This window comes from Glutamicibacter sp. MOO4 (assembly GCF_056934395.1).
The window spans coordinates 2,989,242-3,008,472 of the sequence record NZ_CM167800.1; the positions used below are offsets into that span (position 1 = coordinate 2,989,242).

Here is a 19,231-nt window from a genome sequence, read left to right on the forward strand (position 1 = left end):
CCCATTGGGGAATATAGACTATCGATACGTAACCACGGGCAAAACACGTGATTTGTCCCAGCTGAAAACAGCTACAAGAAACGAAGGTGTTTTTAGCTCGTGACAATCCTGCTCGCCTTGGTCGGCATCCTCGGAGTTTCTGCCTCCGGACCCATAATTGCCGCATTTCCGGGTGTCCCGGTGCTGTCCATGGCCTTCTGGCGCAATGGTGCAGCAGCGGCAATTTTGAGTGTCCCTGCGTTGCGAAAAAACCCTCGGGTGTATCTGAGCATGACAGCTCGTGAATGGACGTTCACCGGTCTTGCGGGAACAGCACTGGCTCTTCACTTCGTCTGCTTTATGTACTCGATGCGACTAACTAGCGTGGCTGCCGGTACTGCCTTGGTCTGCATCCAAGGTGTGTGGATTGCTGTCTTCCAAGTAATGCGCAAGGTTCAGTATCGAACACAGGTTTTTGTCGGAATGGCGGTTGCCCTAGGTGGCGCGATTGTGATCACCGGGTTCGACATGAGCTTGGGTTCGCAGGTTCTGCTCGGTGACTTTTTGGCCTTAGCAGGTGGCGTCTCGGCGGCTGTTTACACCCTTGCAGGATCCGTCGCTCGACAAACAATGAGCACCGTGAGCTACACCTCGAGCTGTTACGCAATTACCGCACTGGCTCTATTGGTGCTCTGCTTTGCCACCGGCATGCCTGTGTGGGGTTTTGATGCTCATGGTTGGTGGGGCATTGTTCTGCTGACGGTTTGCGCGCAGATTCTTGGCCACACCGCAATGAACCATCTACTCAATGTATTGGGAGCCCTGACGGTTTCAATGCTGATCTTGCTCGAGATTCCAGGTGCTGCATTACTGGCAGCAATTTTCTTGGGGCAGGTTGTATCGCCGGCAACCTATGCCGGCCTAGTGGTGATACTCGTTGGGCTTGCCCTCGTCATACGAGGGCAAGCCCAACCAAAAGTGAAGCGTAGTTAGTTTTTATTTGTCATCTTCGATGATTTCGCGGATTTCTTCCACACTGGCTTCTCGTGAATCAATGGGCTGTTGTGGAAGGGCCGTTGTAGGTTCGTTTTCCCATGGATCTTCGATTGGTTTCGAGGCTTTCCATACGGCAACCAAAATGGCGACGACTCCGGCAATCAAGCCAACGGCTAGTACTTTTCCTACTTTGCTCTTCTTGCTCATGCATTGCTCCAGACTCAAAGTCGATCTCGGTCTCCGACAGTTCAAGACTATGCAGATACGGTCTTGCAAGCCAGTGTTAGCTGTGATGCCATCAGAGATTGTTCTAAATTTTCACTCAACGCGTACGTCAGTTTTTAGTGGGTCACGCCCTGATCATGGAACAATGTAGGCATGACCGCAAACGCAACTCATAAAGCCACGATTCACACTACCTTGGGCGATATCGTTGTCGATCTCTTCGGCAACCACGCACCTAAGACCGTAAAGAACTTCGTTGGCCTGTCGACCGGTGAGCAGGAGTGGGTACACCCAGAGTCCGGTGACACGAAGACCAACACCCCGCTGTACAGCGGAACCATCTTCCACCGCATCATTTCTGACTTCATGATTCAGGGTGGCGACCCACTGGGTCAGGGCTTCGGTGGCCCAGGCTACCAGTTTGATGATGAGATCCACCCAGAACTGAACTTCAACGAGCCTTACAAGCTGGCCATGGCTAATGCGGGTATCCGTATGGGCCGCGGAACCAACGGTTCGCAGTTCTTCATCACCACCGTGCCAACTACTTGGTTGCAGGGCAAGCACACCATCTTCGGTGAAGTTAATGACGCAGATTCACGCAAGATCGTTGACGCGCTGAACGCTGTTGCAACCGACGGCCGCGACAAGCCACTGGAAGACGTTGTTATCAACTCGGTCGATATCGAGACCCTGTAACAACCGACTCCAAAACCGCAGGCCCCGACGATCCACCATGTGGTGTTGTCGGGGCCTGAAGTTTAAGCACCCAACCCTATACAAGGCAGGTACCGATGTCCTACGGGCAAATTAACCCTCAGGGCCAAGCAGCTCCGACATGCTATCGACACCCGGACACGGTAGCTTACGTTTCTTGCAATCGGTGCGAACGCCCGATCTGTCCTCAATGCCAGGTCTCTGCCCCAGTGGGCGTGCAGTGTGTGGAATGTGTCGCGGAGGCCAGCAGGCGCCTGCCGCAACAGCAAACACAGTTTGGTGGGCGCTTACGCTCCGGTGCTCCGGTGATTACCTACGCCGTGATCGCACTGAACGTCCTTGTATACCTATTCCAGTGGATCATCCCGGGGCTGACCAATTCATTGGTCCTAGCGCCCGTGATCGCCGCTTATGAACCATGGCGTTTGATCACCAGCGCCTTCGCTCACTCCACCGGGTCAATCCTGCACCTGGCCATGAACATGTACGGCATCTACATCTTCGGCACATTGCTCGAGCCCCGACTAGGCAGGCTGCGTTTCGCTTGGCTTTATCTGCTCAGCGCCATCGGCGGATCCTTGGGCATCTTATTGCTCAGCGCTCCGATGAGCGCCACACTCGGTGCCTCGGGCGCATTGGCAGGCCTCTTCCTAGCAACCTTTGTTGTCTTCCGCTCTAACAAGCAAGCCTTGCGCCAGATGGGCATCATTCTGGTGCTCAACATCGTGCTTGGCTTCGTTGTTTCCGGAATTTCTTGGCAAGGACACTTGGGTGGCGCCGTAACCGGCATTATTGCTTCAGCATGTATCGTGCTGATTCCTAGAAGTAATCCACAGCGTTCGCGAATCCAGCTAGTACTGCTCAGCGCATTATCGATACTTCTGCTTGTCTCTGTGTACCTTGCAGCCCAGGGTGCAAAGTGACCGGAGCATAGTTCGAAAACCCCAGTATTCGTTATCCACACAGATTATCCACACTGTTAATAACTTACATCCGTGTAACTTCCGGAGCTTCGGAGATATTAACAGGCGTGGATACCTTTGTATTCAAGGATATTTCGAGGAAGCTAAGCAATACTCACAACCTTGTCCCCAGTTGTGGATAACTTTTTAACAACCCCTGTAGATAGCGCATATACGAACCAGTGAACTGTCAATAACTTGAGGTTCGAAAGTTTAACCGATTAGCGCGATCGGCTGTGAATAAGCTAAAATCGAGCGCTATCCACAGTCGAAATCCACAGTGTTAATAACTTACAAGCATGTCATTTGTTTAACGAAAAGTACACTTGACTAGTTAAAATGTGCATATCCACTTAAGAATCGACACGTTGTCCCCAGCTGTGGATAAGTTTGTGAACAGCTGTTGGTAAAAGTTGTGCACATTGCATGTGGATAACGTTGATAACTTGTGGATTAGTTGGCGAAAAGGGGCCAGATCAAGAAGGTTGCGAACAAAAGCATAAGGATGCCGATGATGAAGTCGAGGATCTGCCAGGCCTTGGGTTTTGCAAACAGTGGGGCGAGCAGTCGCGCTGCGTAGGCAAGAACAAAAAACCAGATGAAGCTCGCAGTGATGGCTCCGAACGCAAACCATGGAGCACCGTCGCCTTGGGCTACGGCAACCGATCCGAGTAGTAGAACCGTGTCGATATATACGTGGGGATTGAGCCAAGTTAGCGCCAGCGTAGTTCCGATTATTGACAGGGTCGTCACCGAACGAGTTGAATCGCTAATTTTCAGCGACTCGGGTTTGAACGACCGGCGGAAGGCGAACGCCGCATACGTTGCAAGGAATAGGAAGCCACCCAAGCGAGCGATGACCAGTAGCCAGGGGAGTCGCTCAACTAAGACGCCCATGCCGCTGACTCCAGCACAAATGAGGACGGCATCAGACAGGGCGCAGACTAGCGCGGTGGTGAAGACGTGCTCTTTTCTGATTCCTTGACGGAGCACGAAGGCGTTCTGGGCGCCGATTGCCACGATCAGCGATAGTCCAGTGGTCATGCCGAAGAAAAATGGTGCAGGAGTCATGAGAAAACCGTAAGAAAATCTACAGGCTAAGTCGAACTTAACTTTCTGCATCTAGATTAGAGTTCCTAATGTGAATATCGACGTTGAGCACCTCGAGACCCTGCTGGCTGTGGTGGATGCCGGAAGCTTTGATGATGCATCCATCGACTTAGGCGTTACGGCCTCTGCCGTCAGCCAGCGAATCAAGGCTTTGGAGAATCGAATCGGAGCGATCCTTGTAATCAGGAGCCGTCCGGTCATTCCTACCGAACAGGGATATAGGGTGCTCAGGTATGCGCGACAGATGGCTTTGCTCAGCGCGGAATTCACCCGGGAAATTTCTGCCGACGCACCCTTGAACGTAGCCATCGGAGTTAACGCTGATTCCTTGTCTACGTGGTTCTCGCCGGTATTTGAACAGTTGGCAGGCATCGAGAATCTGTCTGTTGAGATTCTGCGTACCGATGAAAACAGGGGATTGGAGCTACTTCGTAGCGGACGAGTCAGTGCCGTAGTCACTACGACTTCCCAAGCGCTTCAAGGATGCGTCAGTAAAAAGCTTGGAGCCATGAGATATCGCGCAGCTGCAGCACCACGCATCGTTGAACGGTATCTGTCCCGGGTGGATCCAGAATCCCTAGTGAAAACACCGATGGTAGTTTTTGATCGCGAAGATCCGTTGCAATACAGCATGGTCGCACGGCTTGCTGGCCAGGGCCGACGGCCCGAAGCCCAAGTGCACCACGTCCCTGACTCGCTGCGATACCTCAGTGCGGTTGAAGCAGGGATGGGCTGGGGGATGATCCCCGAACTACAACTCGCTGAAGCCAAGGGGCTGAAGGTACTTCACGAGGATTGGTTCGCCGATGTTCCGCTCTACCTGCAGCGATGGGCAGTGGATTCAGAACTGCTTAGCAAGCTCGATGGCATATTAGTCGCAGCCGCCCGCCAATTTGGACTGCATTTGATAGCCTGAGCTCGTTGCAGGCAATCAATGGCTGTACCCGGACGAGGGAGCCGTACCCGGAAATCGACAAGACGGCCAGAAAAGGATTCCGGCATGTATTGGGCCGTTCTTATTATTTCTGGTGTTTTCGAAGCTGTCTGGGCCATTGCTTTAGGCATGAGTGAAGGCTTGTCGAAACTTCTTCCAAGCATCGTCTTTTTTGCTGGCTTACTAGTTTCCATGGCTGGCCTTGCCTATGCCATGAAAGAGATTCCTGTCGGCACCGCCTACGCAATCTGGGTAGGTGTCGGAGCATCACTCGCGGTGATCTACTCAATGGCCACCGGACAAGAAGCGTTTTCGGTGCTCAAGATGGTATTCATCATTGGCCTGGTCGGATGCGTTATCGGACTCAAGGCCGTAAGCCACTAAAGAACTGATCGATTTAACGAACTACGCCGATCCCCATAGGGATCGGCGTAAGTGCTATTTCCAGCCTGTTGTCATAAAGAATCCGACCATCGCAATGCCGAATCCAACAACAATGTTCCATCCACCAATGTTGGGGATTGGGAACAGGGTCTGAGAAATGTAGTAGACGATGATCCACACCAGGCCAAGGAGCATCAAACCAAACATGACAGGTTTGTACCAACCTGGCATTGGCGCATCAATGGAGTGGGTGCGCTGGCGCTCGGTTTCGGCCTGTGTTTTGTTCTTGCGTCGTGGTTTTGACTCCGGCACTCGAATGCTCCCTCGGCTTCATCTGCTTAATGTAGTAAATGTGGGAGACGTTAGGTCTTCCCGGTAGGCTTGGGCACAAGGATGCTGAGAACTGCTTGTTGCATTCCTACGTAGCTTCCATACTAGCCGTAACCCATGAGAACTACCGGGTTTTGGCCTGTGAGGCCCCATGTAGATTGACATATCCTGATAAAGGAATTCCCAGAGGAGTCGCAGAGCAGTGAATCGAGTTGCCACAGCACAAGGCCGCCGCGCAGAGCGCCGCCCTCGGTCTGCGGGAAATGTCATCGTAGGATTCCTCGGTGAACTCTTCATTACTATAGGAATTTTGCTCATGCTCTATGTTGCGTGGGAACTGTGGTGGACAAATATTGATTCCGCGCAGGCTCAGAAAGAAGTAACTCAGGGACTCATCCAAGAATTTGGCGACGTGGTCATTCCGGATGAACCAGAGGATTCCTCAGAGAATTCGTCTGAACACTCTTCCGAGAAGGAAAAGGAAGAGACCAAGGACTACGGGCCGGCGCCGGTGACCGAAATAGCGCCAGGTAGCACTTTTGGAATCATGTATTTCCCACGTTTTGGTAGCCATGGATCTCATCACCCGGTGACCTCCGGAGTCGAAGACTACGTCATCGATAATCTGGGTATCGGCCATTACCCGTCGACCCAACAACCGGGGGAGAAAGGCAACTTTGCCGTTGCCGCGCACCGTCAAACTCACGGTCAGGTTTTCTGGGACATAGACGAGCTGCAAGAGGGCGACAAGATCTACCTGCAGACAGCAGAAGGCTATTACACCTATACCTGGTACGCCACGGAAGTGGTTGCTCCATCCAACGGCGACGTACTTCTGCCTACCCCGCACAAATGGGGAGTGGAGCCAACCAAGTCGATCTTGACGATGACTACCTGCCATCCGAAATATACGACGCAACAGCGAATGATTGCGTATTCGGAATTGACCGATTGGCAGCCCCTTGACGCTGGTCCACCCAAGGAAATCCGCGACATGGTTATCGAAGCAACGAGCTAGGAGGAACAAATGTACGCCTGGATTTTTCGGAACCTACCCGGTCCACTATGGCTTCGCATTTTTGAAGCATTGATTGTCATTGTCGCCATCGTGCTATTACTGATGGTGTACGTTTTTCCGTGGCTGAATCAATACATCAGCCCCTTTACCGATTCAACGATTGGCCAGAGTACCCCGTGAGCAGCACCAAGATCCTAGTGATCGATAATTACGACAGTTTTGTCTACACCCTCGTGGGCTATTTGCAGGAGCTTGGCGCGCAGACCACGGTGCATCGCAATGACGATCTCAGTGTGCAAGAAGCAATCGAATTAGCTTCTGAATACGACGGTGTACTGATCTCTCCAGGTCCCGGTGATCCAGCTGGTGCCGGGGTGAGCATCGATTTGATCAAGTGGTGCGGGCAGCAGAATAAGCCGATGTTGGGCGTCTGCCTTGGTCATCAGGCACTGGCCGAAGCCTACGGTGGAACGGTAACCCATGCCGAAGAACTGATGCATGGCAAGACCTCGCTCGTCCACCATGAGAACCACCCGGTCTTCAAGAATGTGGCCAACCCATTCACCGCTACCCGTTACCACTCGCTGGCTGCAGTACGCGAGAGCATCCCAGAAGAGCTGGAAATCATTGCACAGACCGCTGGGGGAGTCATCATGGCTCTGGCGCACCGCGAGGCGCCCTTATGGGGCCTGCAATACCACCCTGAGTCTGTTCTGACTGAGCAGGGCTACCAGATGCTTGGTAACTGGCTGGAATTCTTAGGACTGCAGGGAGCGGCCGAGAAGGCCTCCACCCTGAGCCCATTGTTCAGTGGCGAATAACCACTAGAACCTGTTGCCCTCACCGGGCTTCCCTGGTGAGGGTAACGGCTTGCCCTGCTTCGGACCTTTGGTCGACTTAGGTGACTCGCTAGGGGATTCACTTGCAGACTCGGACGGCGTTGCAGAAGGCGATTCAGTCGGATCCTCAGAAGGATCCGCACTGTCCGATTCAGAAGGTTCTTCGCTTTCGTCCGGGCTCGGAGTCTCGGATTCCGATGGGGTCGGCTCAGCTTCCGTCTCGGCCAGCTTTAGCTTGATCTCATCGCCTGGCGCAGCTTCCGATGAAGACGACGGATCTTGATCGAAAACTGTTCCTGCCTTGTAGTCGTTGTTTTCTACGTGATCAAATCGGGGTTTTAAGCCCACATCTTCGGCTGTAAGAGCTTCTGTGGCCTCGTCTTCTGTCATTCCAGTTACGTCAGGGACGTCGACTTTTCCGGTCGACAGAATCAGATCGACCTTTGAACCGGCCTTAACCTTAGAACCTAGCTCTGGATTGGTTTCAATAATCCGGTCAGTGTCCACGGTCGCTGAGTTCTCTCGGGTAATCTTTCCAACTTCCAGACCAGCCTCGCTCAGAGCGTCTCGAGCGGTGGCCTCAGACTGGTTGACCAGATTGTCGGGGATTTCGCGCTGTTCTGAACCCTTGGAAAGGTAAAGAGTAATCGTAGATTCCTTGGCTACCTCGGTACCCGACGTGGGGTCGGTACGAGTGGCCTTATTAGTATCTACATCTTCATCGAATTCGTGTTCAACTTTGACGTTGAAGGTGGCGTCACGCAACAAGCTGCTGGCATCATCTTCTGACATATTTTTTACGTCAGGGACTGCTACCGGAGCGTTTTTCTCTTGATCCGCCTGAATCGAACGGACAACCAAGAAACTGGCAACGGCTACCGCCAACAAAGCGATGAGCGAAAGCAAGATGATCAAAGCGCGGTTCGACTTGTGCCGTGTAGTTTGTACCGGCTCATGTTCGCTCGTGAATACCGGGTGCTCATTGGTCATCGGAGCCGACGCAGCAGCAAAACCAGCTTCGGTATTGTCGTGGATGCCATAAATAGGCAAAGTATATGGGGTTGCTTGAGCCTGATCTTCGTGGAATTCGATCCCGTGCAAGGCGTTTTCCAAGGCCGTTGCGAACGCATCAGCAGACTGGAAACGGTCAGCCCGATCTTTGGCAAGAACTTTGGCGACAATCGGATCATAGATGGGATCTAGATCCTGATTGACGTCGCTGGGTGCCGTAGCGATCTCACCAACGTGCTGGTACGCCACCGAAACCGGGGAGTCTCCGGTGAAGGGTGGGCGTCCGGTCATCAGTTCATAAAATAGGCAACCGGTCGAATAGATATCGGAGCGGAAATCTACCTGCTCGCCTCGAGCCTGTTCAGGGGAGAAGTACTGGGCGGTGCCCACTACTGCAGCAGTCTGGGTCATGGTGGCCGAATTATCGGTCGCACGTGCGATGCCGAAGTCCATGAGTTTGACGTGCCCGGCATCGCTGACCATGACGTTGGCCGGCTTAACATCGCGGTGCACCACATTGTTGGCGTGCGAATGGCCTAGGGCTTCAGCAACACCACGGGTGATGCGGACAGCAAACTCTGGCTGGATGCCACCTTGGGCAATAACCTGCTTGAGTGTTTTGCCGGTGACATATTCCATGACCATGAACGGCAAGCGTTCACGCTGCTGGTCTGTGGCAGGTAATTCGCCGGTGTCATATACGGCGACAATGTTTGGATGACCGAGCGCCGCGACTGCCTTGGCTTCACGACGGAAACGGTTGACCACCATAGGATTGCTGGCGGTATCAGGGCGCAAGACCTTAACGGCAACCTTGCGGGAGAGTACATGGTCCGTGGCGAGGTAGACATCCGCCATGCCACCACGACCAATGAGCGATTCGATCTCGTATCGTTCATTGATTAGTCGCGGCAGACCTGGCGGCAGTGCGTCAACTTCGCTCATGGCGCTTCGCTTTGAGCCGATTCACTCGGAGTTGCCGAAGCGGACGGGGTTGCAGATGGGGTCTCCGACGGGGTCGGAGTAGCCGAAGCAGTTTCCTTTGGACCACTGGATACATCCAAGGTCACGGTGGTTCCAGGCTCAGCTTGGCTGCCTGCGGCCTCACTCTGGCTCAGCACGGTGCCAGCCACTGAGGAATCGCTGCGTTCTTCACCCTTGGATACTGCCAATCCAGCGTTCTGAATCTGCGTCTGGGCAGCGGAGTAGCTCATGCCAACAACCGATGGCACTTCAACGGTTTCTGGAGCCTTGGCGTAGGTGACAGTAATAGTCTCGCCAACTGCTACGTTTCCGGTGGGGGTCAGCGAAATAACCTTGCGGGGATCAGTATCGGAAGATTCCTTGGCAACTGCGTTTACCTTCAGGCCTTGGCCTTCGAGCTGCGCGGTGACCTCGTCAATGTCCTTGCCAACCAGCGAGGAGGAAACCTGAACAGTTTCAGGGTCTTCAGATTCGCTTTCGCTTTCGCTAGGGCTTTCGCTTTCGCTTGGAGACTCAGAAGTTTCCGAAGCCTCGGTGCTCTCTTCGGAAGGCTCGGTAGTTTCTTCTGACGGTGAGGAAGACTCATCGGCCGACTCTGAAATTGATTCGGAGCTTTCCGTCGAGGAAGACGCGGCAGGGTCATTGTTGCTGCTCATGGCAGGGATTAGCCACGCCAAAAGACCGATGACTACAGCCAGAACAATAACTACGATCAGTGGGATCAACCAAGGACTGCGCTTTGATTCCTGCGGTGCAGGATCTTGAGCGTCAGCATCTTCGTCATCAAAACCGCTGGCACCCAGAGGTGCGGCCGCAGTGAGGCCACTGGCGGTACGCACAGGTTCAGCCACGGTAGGCATGGAGTTAGTCATCGTTGGTGCAGGGTCCGCGCGATTCATTGCGCGGGTAGCGTCAGCGTCCAGGTTCAAAGCCTGGGTGGCGTCCTCAGAAATGCCGGTGGCCAGCATGCCAGGAACCGCCATGGTGGCGGTGTTGGTATCGCCAGCGCGCAATGCGTCGGCAGCCTTGGCCAGCGAGGTGGCGCTCTTTGGACGATCCGATGGGTTCTTGGCCAACATCGACATGATCAGCTGACGAACCGGAGCAGGGATGGTTTCCGGCAATGCCGGGGGAGCATCATTGACCTGAGCCAGTGCGATGGCGATCTGCGATTCGCCGGTGAACGGACGACGCCCAGCCAGCAATTCGTAACCGATGACACCCAAGGCATAGATATCGGAGCTGCCGGTAGCGTTCTGTCCGGTGGCCTGCTCTGGAGCGAGGTACTGGGCGGTGCCCATCACCTGACCAGTGGCGGTCAACGGCACCTGGTCGGCCAGGCGTGCGATACCAAAGTCGGTAATCTTCACAACGCCAGAAGGCATGACCAAGATGTTGCCCGGCTTCACGTCGCGGTGTACTAGACCGTGCTCGTGAGCGGCAGCCAACGCGCGAGCGGTCTGCGCAATCAGTGAGAGGGTGCGATCTACCTCGAGCTTGCGTTCGCGCTCGATGATGGTGGACAGCGGCGGGCCAGGAACGAGTTCCATGACTAGGTATGCCGAGCCCTGCTCCTCGCCGTAGTCAAAGACGCCGGCGATGCCAGGGTGGTTCAGCAGTGCGGTGTGTCGGGCTTCAACACGGAAACGCGTCAGGAAGCTTTCGTTGTCGGTGTATTCCTCTTTGAGGATCTTGATCGCCACGAGGCGTCCAAGTACCTGGTCACGAGCTTTCCAAACTTCGCCCATGCCACCGATTGCAATGCGATCGGTGAGCTTGTAACGACCGCCCAAGGTGGTGCCGGTTATTGGCCTCACTTGTTGAACACCGCCTTTAACATCTTCTTCATGATTGCACCGGTCGTGTTGTGACCAGTGTCGTAATCTACGTCTTGCAAGGTGACCGTGATGGCGACCTGAGGATCATCTGCTGGAGCGAAACCGGTCATCCACGAGTTCACGTAGGCGACGCCATTTTCGGTTCGCAACTGAGCGGTACCGGTCTTGGCACGGAAGTCCACACCTTCAACAGCCGCATTCATGGCGGTACCGCGCGTGACGGGCCCTGCCATAAGCTCCTTGAGCTGCGAGGCAACTTCCTTGGAGGTGGCCGTGGAGAACTTCTCAGGCTTTGGTTCTTCGACGACTCGAAGATCCGGGGCAATGACCTTATCGATCATGTTTGGCTTCATGATCACACCATTATTGGCGATGGCCATGGCGGCCATGTTCATCTGCAGGGCGGTGACCTTGTTGCTGCCCTGACCGATGGCCATACGGGCCAATTCGGATTCGTCAGCATCTTGAGCAGGGAACTGGCTTGGCGTCACGCGCTGCGGAATGTTCAGTTGCTGGCCGAAGCCAAAGCGCTCTGCAACATCACCAAAGGCTTTATTACCTACGGTCTTACTGATCTCGTAGAACGGAGTGTTGCAACTCTGGGCAAAGATGAATGCCAACTTTGCGCGAGGCTCACGGGCACAAACACCTTCACCGAAGTTGTTCATCGACCTCGTTGAATTCTTGTATCGCACCGAAGTTGGGTTGTTGATCGAGGTGTCCAGATCGTACTTTCCGGACTCTAACGCAGCAACAGTACTCAAGATCTTGAAGGAGGAACCTGGATATTCCAAGTTGCTAATCGCAGGATTCAGGTAAGGGCTCAGGCCATCAATCTTGCTGACTTTCTTCAAGTTCTCGGCAGCTTTGCTAGTGGAGTGCACCGCAAGATCGTTGGTGTCATAGGTCGGCTTGGAAGCCATGGCCAGAATGTCGCCGGTTTTTGGATCGGTGACAATGACAGTTCCCCTCACGCCGTCAGGGATGGCGTTGAAAGCTGTCTTCTGCAGATCGCCGTCCAGAGTGAGCTCGACGGAAGCACCTTCGGTCTTCTTGCCGGTGAACATTGCCAGCAAACGATCGTAAAGCAGATCCGAGCTGCTGCCGGTGAGCCAATCGTTGAGCGAGGACTCCAGCTGGGTGGTGCCGTTAGCCAGCGAGTAGTAACCGGTGAGGTGTGCATACATCTCAGCATTGGTGTACTCACGCTGGTACTCAAACTGTCCGTCGTCGGTTGGGACCGACTCGGCAATTGGCTTGCCATCAACCAAAATGGCGCCACGGGGAAGATCAAATTCACGGAACAGCTGGCGCTTATTCAGCGCGTTGTCGGTGAGTTTGTCAGCATCGAAGAACTGGATGTAGCTCAGCCCGCCAAGGCAAACGATAAAGAGCATGGTCAGTGCGATCCATACTCGCTTAATAGCCTGATTCACTTGCTCTTCACCGCCTTAGTGATTGAAGTTTTAGGTTTTGTGGGCGTTGCAATTTCATCGGTGGGTCCTGAGACGCCTGAGGTTGGGCGTCGTGAATTGTGGGAAATCAAGAGCAGCAGCGCGATGATGATCCAGTTCGCCAGCAATGACGAACCACCTGCAGCCATAAATGGTGTGGCCAAACCGGTCAGTGGAATCAATCGGGTGACACCACCGATGATGACCACGGCCTGCAGTCCCAAGGTGAATGACAGGCCGGCCGCCAGTAGCTTGCCGAAGGTGTCACGCGAGCCCAAGGCTGCGCGCAAACCGCGGGAAACCAGCAGCATGTACAGCAGAACGATGGCAGTGACGCCGACCAGACCGATTTCTTCACCGAAGGAAGCGATGATCATGTCCGAGTTTGCTAGTGGAACCCGGTAAGGGGAACCAGCGCCAAGGCCGGTGCCAAAGAGTCCACCGTCGGCCATGCCGAACAGGCCTTCAACGATCTGCATGCTGCCACCAGTGGCTTGATAGATCGCTGGGTCAAAAGCATTAAGCCAAACATCAAGACGACGGGTTACGTGGCTCATGGTTAGCCCGGCGACTATACCGCCAACAGCGACCATCAGCAGGCCAATCAGTACCCAAGAAATACGTGCGGTAGCAACGTAGACCATGACGATAAACAGGCCGAAGAACAAGATGGCCGAACCCAGGTCACGCTGGACCACCAGCACGCCGATGGACAGCAACCAAGCGATCAACATTGGCGCCATATCGCGCAAACGTGGAAGCTGCAGTGGGCCAAATTTGTGGCCGGCCATCAGGATCAAGTCGCGGTTTGAGGACAAATATCCTGCGAAGAAGATCGACAGGGTAATTTTGGCCAATTCGCCAGGCTGCAGAGAGAAGCTGCCCATGCGGATCCAGATTCGCGCACCGTTGATGGTGACACCCAATCCAGGAATCAAAGGCAACAACAGCAACAGAATGGATACCAGCAACGCGATATAGGTAAAGCGGCGCAGAAGTCGGTGATCCTTCACGGCCCACAGAACGGCGGCCGCAATGACGATTGCAATAGCGGTCCAGAGCAGCTGTCGGGCCGACTGAGAAGTGCCTTTAGCCAAGTCAATGCGGTGAATCATGGCTAGGCCAAGAGAGTTCAAAGCAATGGTAATTGGAAGTATTACCGGATCAGCATATTTAGCAAAGATGCGTAGCAATACGTGAACAACCAAGGCCAGTGCAGCCATGATGCTCATCTGTACGTAGAAGTCGGAGTTGTCGACACCTTCGGTGGTACTACCGACCAAGTAGAAGGCCGCGGCGCCGACGCCGAGAGCCAGGATGAGCAGGACTAGCTCAAGATTGCGCCGTGGTACCGGGGCGGTCTGCACTTCGTTCACTGCATGATCTCCAGACAGTAGGCGGGCAACTTGGCTTGGTTGCTTGATGTTTCTGAACTTCCGGGGGCTTGCACCGGACAGTTTTGTTTGGCGGTGACCAACAGTTCTTGAATGATCATCTGCGCGTGCTCACGGTTATCAGCCGAAATATTGGCTTCAACTCGCTGGCGCGAATACTCAGGCAGAGATTCAACAGGAACCTGGGAGACGGTGTCGACTTCCGAAAGCGAAATCGGTCCGAGCTCTTGCGGAACACCCTTATAAATGGCGACCTTGTTATCCACGGTGCCAACAAAGTATTGGGTCTGCGTCCACATGTAACCCCAGACGACCAGGGCCACCGCGAGGAAAGCAGCCAGGGTCAGCAGGATCGGCATCATCCAACGGCGGTGAGCGGTTGGGCTCTCCAGCGGATCGAGCACCTGGCCTGCGGCTGGTGAACGGTGGGTGAGCAGCGCCGCGGCACGACGTTCACCGGTGTACTGGGTGACCACCGGAATCTGCCCGGTCTGCGTGGCCAACTGAGCCGCTCCCACCAGCAAGTGTGGGCGCTGTGAAATCTCGTGGCGAAGCAGTGATGCGCTAGCCTCAACATCGCCCTCAGCAGCAATAGCTAGCTGGGCGGTATCTGGCGCAGGCTCAAAGACGGCTGGTTCGCTGTGGTCCGTGGCGGTGTCTTCAATGACCTCAAACATCACAACGGTGACGTTGTCCGGTGCGCCATTCTTCAGGGTGATGGCGACCAGATCATTGACGGCTTCATCCATATTCGCGGTATTGCGAATGATCTGTTCAATCACCGGCAGTGACACCGCGTCGGTCAGACCGTCGGAGCAGAGCATCCAGCGTTCGCCGGGCTCAGCTTCGATTTGCTGAACATCAAGTTCTGGTGAGGCATCCGAGTCACCCAGAACGCGCAAAAGAACGTTCTTGTGGGGGTGGACCTCGGCCTCGGCCGGCTTGATCCGACCTTCGTCAACAAGTCGCTGCACAAAGGTGTGGTCGCGACTGATCTGCTCAAAAGTGCCGTGCTTCAGCCGGTAGGCTCGCGAGTCACCAATGTGGGCCATCTGCAAGGTGGTACCAGAAAGCAGCAATGAAGTGACCGTGGTTCCCATGCCCGAGAGTTTCGGATTGGAACCGACAAGTTCGTTCAAGACCAGATTGGCGGCCTGAATTTCATCAGGCAAGGCGTTTTGGGGATCTTCAATGTCTGAATGATCTAGGTGTACTAAATCTAGGACGGTAGATGCCGAGGCGACGTCGCCACCGACATGGCCGCCCATGCCATCAGCGAGTACCGCAAGGTATTCACCGACATAGGCGGAGTCATCGTTTTTCTTACGAATCCGCCCAACATCAGACTTTGCGGCAAATTTGAGTTTGAGGGCCATAGGCTAGGCCTTCAATTCCAAGACAGTCTTTCCAATGCGGATCCGCTGTCCTAGTTCTACTGCTTGGGCGCGTGAAAGCTGGGTTTCACCGACAAAAGTTCCGTTGGTGGAGCCCAGATCTTCAATAAACCAACGAGATCCCTGAGGGAAAAGTCGTGCGTGGCGACCAGAAGCGTAATCGTCATCCAAGACAACGGTGGCATCCTGAGCACGGCCGAACATGATCGGCTGACCATTTAGTGGGATGCTGTTGCCAGCCAGCGGACCTTCAACGATGGCCAAGGTGGTAGCCGGCTTACGTGCTGGCGCTTCCGTTTCAGCCAGCTCGGGGTGCTTCTTGAGCTGACGGGCGCTTGGCTTGCCGGTGCGATCTCGTTTTCCGACGGCCAAATCACGGCGCATCGATCCGACAACGCTCAAAACGAGCAGCCAGATGAGCACCAGAAAGCCTAGTCGGAACAGGCTTAGAACCAGATCGTTCACGCGCGACCTCCATTATTCGAGGTAATTAGTCGGAAGACGATTTTTGTCTGACCGATAGTAATGATCGAGCCATCAAAAATACGAGTTTCGGCTGAAATCTTCTTGCCGTCGACGTAGGTTCCGTTGGTGGAACCCAAATCAGTGACGACAAAGCTAGTCTTGCCCCGGGTTTCCACGCGGATGTGCTGGCGTGAAACTCCGGTGTCATCAACTGGGATGTCGGTGCTAGCCGAACGTCCCAGCACGATGGAGTGATGGTGTAGTGCATAACGCTGGCCGGCAACCTCGAGGATTGCCTGCTTCTGCGTAGGAACTTTGGGGATTTCTTCAATTGGGCGCACGGTTGGACGCGACTGCCCATTGGCGCTTGAAGAAGCTGAGGAAGACGGCTTGCCAATTGGCATCTTTACCGGAGCGGAAGCCGCTACATTGGAGCTGGATTCCTTGACGGATCCGCTGATTTCCATCTCACCAGGCTTAAAATCATCTTTGGAGACAAAGTGGATCATGATGTCACCGTGAACGGTGTAGTCCTGGACGGTTGCGTGTTCCGCGGTGACCTTAGCCATCTCGTTGACTACGGCACGTCCCCAGGTTTTTGCGGTCGAGAAGTCTTTGCTGCTCAACGAAATGACGAAGTCGTTCGGAGCAAGGCTGCGTCCTTCACTGATTGGAAGGATTCCGCGGTCCATTTCGTTACGCAGGGCGCTGGTCAGTTCAACTGGCTTCAGGTCTGCGGTGCTGGTTCCACGAAAGAAGCTTGTGACGACCTTCTCTAAGCCGCGTTCGACATTGTCGAGAAAGCCCATTATTCGTGCCCCTTCCTTGATGGTCCATTGCTTATCTAAGTGTCTCGCATTCAAGCTCAAAAGCAGTGAACACAGAACTTCATTATTGATCTTACTGTTTTCAGCTGTGGAAATGCCGAAAAATACATGAGTGATAGAAGTATGGACCGCTTAATGACGTAGTAGTCAGAGGCTAGACCGTGTGTCTCTGACCACAGCCAAAGGTTTCGATTAGGCGAACACAAAATCTGTGTGTAAGCTATTTCTTGTTGCAAAAGCACGTGGCAACAAAAATTACATATGCGCGAGTGGCGGAATTGGTAGACGCGCTGGCTTCAGGTGCCAGTGATCGCAAGGTCGTGGGGGTTCAAGTCCCCCCTCGCGCACATATGAAAATAACCTCTGACAATGAATGAAAGTTCATGTCAGGGGTTATTTTGTTTTCTACGGCGGCCGCCATTGGGCAGCCCGCACTTGCACACGGTCTCGGTGCAACACCAGATGATGAAGCCGTAACTCGTGACTAAACGCTGGCAGCGTTGAGCAAATGGGCAGCAACGTCTTTGTCCTTTACTACGCGCCCGGTCTGCGTGCTGTCCTAAATCACACTGCGCATGCACGAGAATGCCGTGACTATACGTAGTTACCGCGTGTTGAATTCGCACCTCGTTCGGCAGCGTGGATCCATTACTGCATTAGACTTCCTTTGAGAATTCGAAAGGCAGAACATTATGGCGGCGTCTAAAGAACCATTTGAAGTGCACGGAACGATTGACTCCATTAATGAACATCGGATCCTGCGCTTGGACCAAGAATCCAGCGACCTGCTCTCAAGCCGCGGCCAGGTGGCGGTTGATCTGCTCGGAGAGTTTGCGGGCCGCACGATCGTTATCGACCCCGATGGGCGACGTGGCCATTGGATTGATCTGGCGAACGAACACGCGCCGGACATTGATGCTGCGCTAGGGGAGCACGTTCACCTGGAGATGCAGCCAAGTTCGGTATGGCCTGAGACCGCAATTCCTGATGACTTGGCGCAGGCCTTGGATGAGGCTACCGATCTGGAATCGACCTGGACTAGTTTGACTCCGATGGCCCGCTGGGAGTGGGTCCGATGGGTTGGATCTACCAAGGCTCCAACAACTCGTCAACGCCGGGTAGAAGTGAGCATTTCCAAGCTGCGCGATGGAAAGCGTCGGCCTTGTTGCTTTGACCTGTCCTCGTGCACCAATCCGGAACTGGCAAAGAGCGGCAAGCTCATCGAATAGTGAGCCTTGAGCTAGCTTTGCTCTTCTGGTTGGGTTGAGCCGCGGACAATCAGGGAACTGGGGAGCATGCTTTGCAATGGCTCGGGGCTCTGGCCGTTGATCATACCCAGCAATTTGAGCGCGGCTTGTCGCCCACCCTCCTGCGCGTTGAGCTGCACCGAGGTAATGGCCGGATTAGATGTAGCGGAATACGGAAGGTCATCAAAACCTGCCACCGCCAGCTGCTGAGGAATATGGATGTTTAACGCACGGGTTGCATGAAGCACGCCAAAGGCGTGATTATCGGTGGCGCAGCCCAGTGCGGTGACGCCAGCTTTTTCCCATGCTTCCCAGTTCTCACTGAAGACCTGCGAGGCTGCGGTGACATCGATCTTCGAGCTGGCTACCGAGCCGGGTAAGACTTCAATGCCGTATTCAGCTGCGGCTGCCAAAAATGCTTCGCGACGTACGGAGAGGGTTTCGGTTCCGGTGCTTGCGTCCAAATAGGCGGCCTTGCGATGTCCCAGCGCGGCAAAATGAGCAACAACATCGCGGGCGCCTTGGGCCACGTCCATGTTCACCGCGGGGAATTGCTCGCTAATGCCCGGGGCGTCGAGGGCCACCATCGGTAGATTGCCGGAGATCTCATCAAGAAATTCTTGGCTAGGCGCGTGAACGAGCAAACCGGCAGGGCGCAGGCCCATGATCTTTCGGGTTTCACTGGCGCTGGGGGAGACGCCGGCATCGGTGACCGAGAGCATGAGTTGGTAGTCGTTGGCCAGTACCGAGCGAACGCCGGCAATCACCTTGGCGAAAAAGGGGTTGGAAATATCTGGGGCCACCATGATGACCAGAGAACTGACACCCTTGGCTAGTGAGCTGCCGATGCTATCAACAAAGTAGCCCAACTCGTGGATGGCTTCGCGCACACGCTGTTCATTAACTGCCGAGACCCGCCCGGCAGACTTTCCATTGGCAACCAGCGAGACCGTTGCAGTAGAAACGCCGGCATGCGATGCAACCATAGCCGCGGTGATGCGTCGCGGTTCGCGGGAATTGCCGGTCTTTTCGCCATAGGTCATGGCACCATCGTAGTCGCTTAGTTCCCCGAGCACTCCCATAGTTAAGCGCTTGACGTAAACGGGCTAACAGGAAAGAATTA

At 54.4% G+C, this 19,231-nt stretch carries 19 protein-coding genes, 1 tRNA gene and 1 riboswitch; of the genes, 9 read left to right on the top strand and 11 right to left on the bottom strand.

Annotated elements, in window-relative coordinates; genetic code table 11:
• Nucleotides 1-99 precede the first annotated feature (99 nt).
• Nucleotides 100-972 carry a DMT family transporter gene (locus AC1Z3F_RS13965; protein WP_483566101.1) on the top strand — a complete coding sequence of 291 codons (873 nt, stop codon included), beginning with the start codon at nucleotides 100-102 and terminating at the stop codon, nucleotides 970-972.
• Between the two features lie 3 nt (nucleotides 973-975).
• Here AC1Z3F_RS13965 and AC1Z3F_RS13970 read toward each other — a convergent pair whose 3' ends face one another.
• A complete protein-coding gene (locus AC1Z3F_RS13970; protein WP_131089660.1) occupies nucleotides 976-1,182 on the bottom strand; it encodes a hypothetical protein in 207 nt (68 codons plus the stop codon).
• A 171-nt stretch (nucleotides 1,183-1,353) separates the two neighbouring features.
• Here AC1Z3F_RS13970 and AC1Z3F_RS13975 point away from each other — a divergent pair, with 171 nt between their 5' ends.
• Together AC1Z3F_RS13975 and AC1Z3F_RS13980 are read left to right on the top strand one after the other, a co-directional pair.
• On the top strand, nucleotides 1,354-1,899 hold the full coding sequence (locus AC1Z3F_RS13975) for a peptidylprolyl isomerase (RefSeq protein ID WP_131089661.1): 546 nt from the start codon (nucleotides 1,354-1,356) through the stop codon (nucleotides 1,897-1,899).
• A gap of 227 nt (nucleotides 1,900-2,126) precedes the next feature.
• Nucleotides 2,127-2,840, top strand: coding sequence for a rhomboid family intramembrane serine protease (locus AC1Z3F_RS13980; RefSeq protein WP_483566102.1), 714 nt, complete (start codon nucleotides 2,127-2,129; stop codon nucleotides 2,838-2,840).
• Between the two features lie 492 nt (nucleotides 2,841-3,332).
• Here AC1Z3F_RS13980 and AC1Z3F_RS13985 read toward each other — a convergent pair whose 3' ends face one another.
• A complete protein-coding gene (locus AC1Z3F_RS13985; RefSeq protein ID WP_483566103.1) occupies nucleotides 3,333-3,950 on the bottom strand; it encodes a LysE/ArgO family amino acid transporter in 618 nt (205 codons plus the stop codon).
• 70 nt (nucleotides 3,951-4,020) lie between these two features.
• Here AC1Z3F_RS13985 and AC1Z3F_RS13990 point away from each other — a divergent pair, with 70 nt between their 5' ends.
• Entirely contained in the window at nucleotides 4,021-4,905 is an 885-nt protein-coding gene (locus tag AC1Z3F_RS13990; protein ID WP_483566104.1) for an ArgP/LysG family DNA-binding transcriptional regulator, read from the top strand.
• A 6-nt stretch (nucleotides 4,906-4,911) separates the two neighbouring features.
• Nucleotides 4,912-4,976, top strand: a riboswitch (guanidine-III (ykkC-III) riboswitch).
• A 13-nt stretch (nucleotides 4,977-4,989) separates the two neighbouring features.
• Nucleotides 4,990-5,307: a DMT family transporter gene (locus tag AC1Z3F_RS13995; RefSeq protein ID WP_483566105.1), complete on the top strand. Its 318-nt coding sequence runs from the start codon at nucleotides 4,990-4,992 to the stop codon at nucleotides 5,305-5,307.
• Between the two features lie 54 nt (nucleotides 5,308-5,361).
• Here the strand turns inward: AC1Z3F_RS13995 and AC1Z3F_RS14000 are convergent, their stop codons facing one another.
• Entirely contained in the window at nucleotides 5,362-5,619 is a 258-nt protein-coding gene (locus tag AC1Z3F_RS14000; protein ID WP_131089666.1) for a cell division protein CrgA, read from the bottom strand.
• Nucleotides 5,620-5,839: 220 nt separating this feature from the next.
• On the opposite strand from AC1Z3F_RS14000, the gene AC1Z3F_RS14005 reads away from it, so the two are divergent.
• Together AC1Z3F_RS14005 and AC1Z3F_RS14010 are read left to right on the top strand one after the other, a co-directional pair.
• Complete coding sequence (locus AC1Z3F_RS14005) at nucleotides 5,840-6,655, top strand: class E sortase (RefSeq protein ID WP_483566106.1); 816 nt, start codon at nucleotides 5,840-5,842, stop codon at nucleotides 6,653-6,655.
• A gap of 176 nt (nucleotides 6,656-6,831) precedes the next feature.
• Entirely contained in the window at nucleotides 6,832-7,476 is a 645-nt protein-coding gene (locus tag AC1Z3F_RS14010; RefSeq protein WP_262198854.1) for an anthranilate synthase component II, read from the top strand.
• A gap of 3 nt (nucleotides 7,477-7,479) precedes the next feature.
• Here AC1Z3F_RS14010 and pknB (AC1Z3F_RS14015) read toward each other — a convergent pair whose 3' ends face one another.
• The 7 genes from pknB (AC1Z3F_RS14015) to AC1Z3F_RS14045 are packed head-to-tail and all read right to left on the bottom strand — an operon-like array spanning nucleotide 7,480 to nucleotide 16,843.
• Nucleotides 7,480-9,450 (bottom strand): Stk1 family PASTA domain-containing Ser/Thr kinase, encoded by a 1,971-nt coding sequence (pknB, locus tag AC1Z3F_RS14015; RefSeq protein ID WP_483566107.1) that lies wholly within the window; start codon nucleotides 9,448-9,450, stop codon nucleotides 7,480-7,482.
• Nucleotides 9,447-11,306: a Stk1 family PASTA domain-containing Ser/Thr kinase gene (gene pknB / locus AC1Z3F_RS14020; RefSeq protein ID WP_483566108.1), complete on the bottom strand. Its 1,860-nt coding sequence runs from the start codon at nucleotides 11,304-11,306 to the stop codon at nucleotides 9,447-9,449. Before pknB (AC1Z3F_RS14020) ends, pknB (AC1Z3F_RS14015) begins: the two co-directional genes overlap by 4 nt.
• Nucleotides 11,303-12,763 carry a peptidoglycan D,D-transpeptidase FtsI family protein gene (locus AC1Z3F_RS14025; RefSeq protein ID WP_131089671.1) on the bottom strand — a complete coding sequence of 487 codons (1,461 nt, stop codon included), beginning with the start codon at nucleotides 12,761-12,763 and terminating at the stop codon, nucleotides 11,303-11,305. Before AC1Z3F_RS14025 ends, pknB (AC1Z3F_RS14020) begins: the two co-directional genes overlap by 4 nt.
• Entirely contained in the window at nucleotides 12,760-14,157 is a 1,398-nt protein-coding gene (locus tag AC1Z3F_RS14030; protein WP_131089672.1) for an FtsW/RodA/SpoVE family cell cycle protein, read from the bottom strand. The genes AC1Z3F_RS14025 and AC1Z3F_RS14030 overlap by 4 nt, the downstream gene beginning before the upstream one ends.
• Complete coding sequence (locus tag AC1Z3F_RS14035) at nucleotides 14,154-15,551, bottom strand: PP2C family protein-serine/threonine phosphatase (RefSeq protein WP_483566109.1); 1,398 nt, start codon at nucleotides 15,549-15,551, stop codon at nucleotides 14,154-14,156. The genes AC1Z3F_RS14030 and AC1Z3F_RS14035 overlap by 4 nt, the downstream gene beginning before the upstream one ends.
• Nucleotides 15,552-15,554: 3 nt before the next feature.
• Nucleotides 15,555-16,034, bottom strand: coding sequence for an FHA domain-containing protein FhaB/FipA (locus AC1Z3F_RS14040; RefSeq protein ID WP_483566110.1), 480 nt, complete (start codon nucleotides 16,032-16,034; stop codon nucleotides 15,555-15,557).
• Nucleotides 16,031-16,843: an FHA domain-containing protein gene (locus AC1Z3F_RS14045; protein WP_131089675.1), complete on the bottom strand. Its 813-nt coding sequence runs from the start codon at nucleotides 16,841-16,843 to the stop codon at nucleotides 16,031-16,033. Before AC1Z3F_RS14045 ends, AC1Z3F_RS14040 begins: the two co-directional genes overlap by 4 nt.
• A 281-nt stretch (nucleotides 16,844-17,124) precedes the next feature.
• Here AC1Z3F_RS14045 and AC1Z3F_RS14050 point away from each other — a divergent pair.
• Nucleotides 17,125-17,208, top strand: a tRNA-Leu gene (locus AC1Z3F_RS14050).
• 345 nt (nucleotides 17,209-17,553) lie between these two features.
• Nucleotides 17,554-18,090, top strand: coding sequence for a YdeI/OmpD-associated family protein (locus AC1Z3F_RS14055; RefSeq protein WP_483566111.1), 537 nt, complete (start codon nucleotides 17,554-17,556; stop codon nucleotides 18,088-18,090).
• Nucleotides 18,091-18,101: 11 nt separating this feature from the next.
• Here AC1Z3F_RS14055 and AC1Z3F_RS14060 read toward each other — a convergent pair whose 3' ends face one another.
• Nucleotides 18,102-19,151: a LacI family DNA-binding transcriptional regulator gene (locus tag AC1Z3F_RS14060; RefSeq protein WP_483566971.1), complete on the bottom strand. Its 1,050-nt coding sequence runs from the start codon at nucleotides 19,149-19,151 to the stop codon at nucleotides 18,102-18,104.
• Between the last annotated feature and the right edge of the window lie 80 nt (nucleotides 19,152-19,231).

Coding starts and splice junctions, on each gene's coding strand:
- AC1Z3F_RS13970 (WP_131089660.1), bottom strand. CDS start 1,182: ATGAGCAAGAAGAGCAAAGTAGGAAAAGTACTAGCCGTTGGCTTGATT.
- AC1Z3F_RS13975 (WP_131089661.1), top strand. CDS start 1,354: ATGACCGCAAACGCAACTCATAAAGCCACGATTCACACTACCTTGGGC.
- AC1Z3F_RS13985 (WP_483566103.1), bottom strand. CDS start 3,950: ATGACTCCTGCACCATTTTTCTTCGGCATGACCACTGGACTATCGCTG.
- AC1Z3F_RS13995 (WP_483566105.1), top strand. CDS start 4,990: ATGTATTGGGCCGTTCTTATTATTTCTGGTGTTTTCGAAGCTGTCTGG.
- pknB (WP_483566107.1), bottom strand. CDS start 9,450: ATGAGCGAAGTTGACGCACTGCCGCCAGGTCTGCCGCGACTAATCAAT.
- AC1Z3F_RS14035 (WP_483566109.1), bottom strand. CDS start 15,551: ATGGCCCTCAAACTCAAATTTGCCGCAAAGTCTGATGTTGGGCGGATT.
- AC1Z3F_RS14045 (WP_131089675.1), bottom strand. CDS start 16,843: ATGGGCTTTCTCGACAATGTCGAACGCGGCTTAGAGAAGGTCGTCACA.
- AC1Z3F_RS14055 (WP_483566111.1), top strand. CDS start 17,554: ATGGCGGCGTCTAAAGAACCATTTGAAGTGCACGGAACGATTGACTCC.
- AC1Z3F_RS14060 (WP_483566971.1), bottom strand. CDS start 19,151: ATGACCTATGGCGAAAAGACCGGCAATTCCCGCGAACCGCGACGCATC.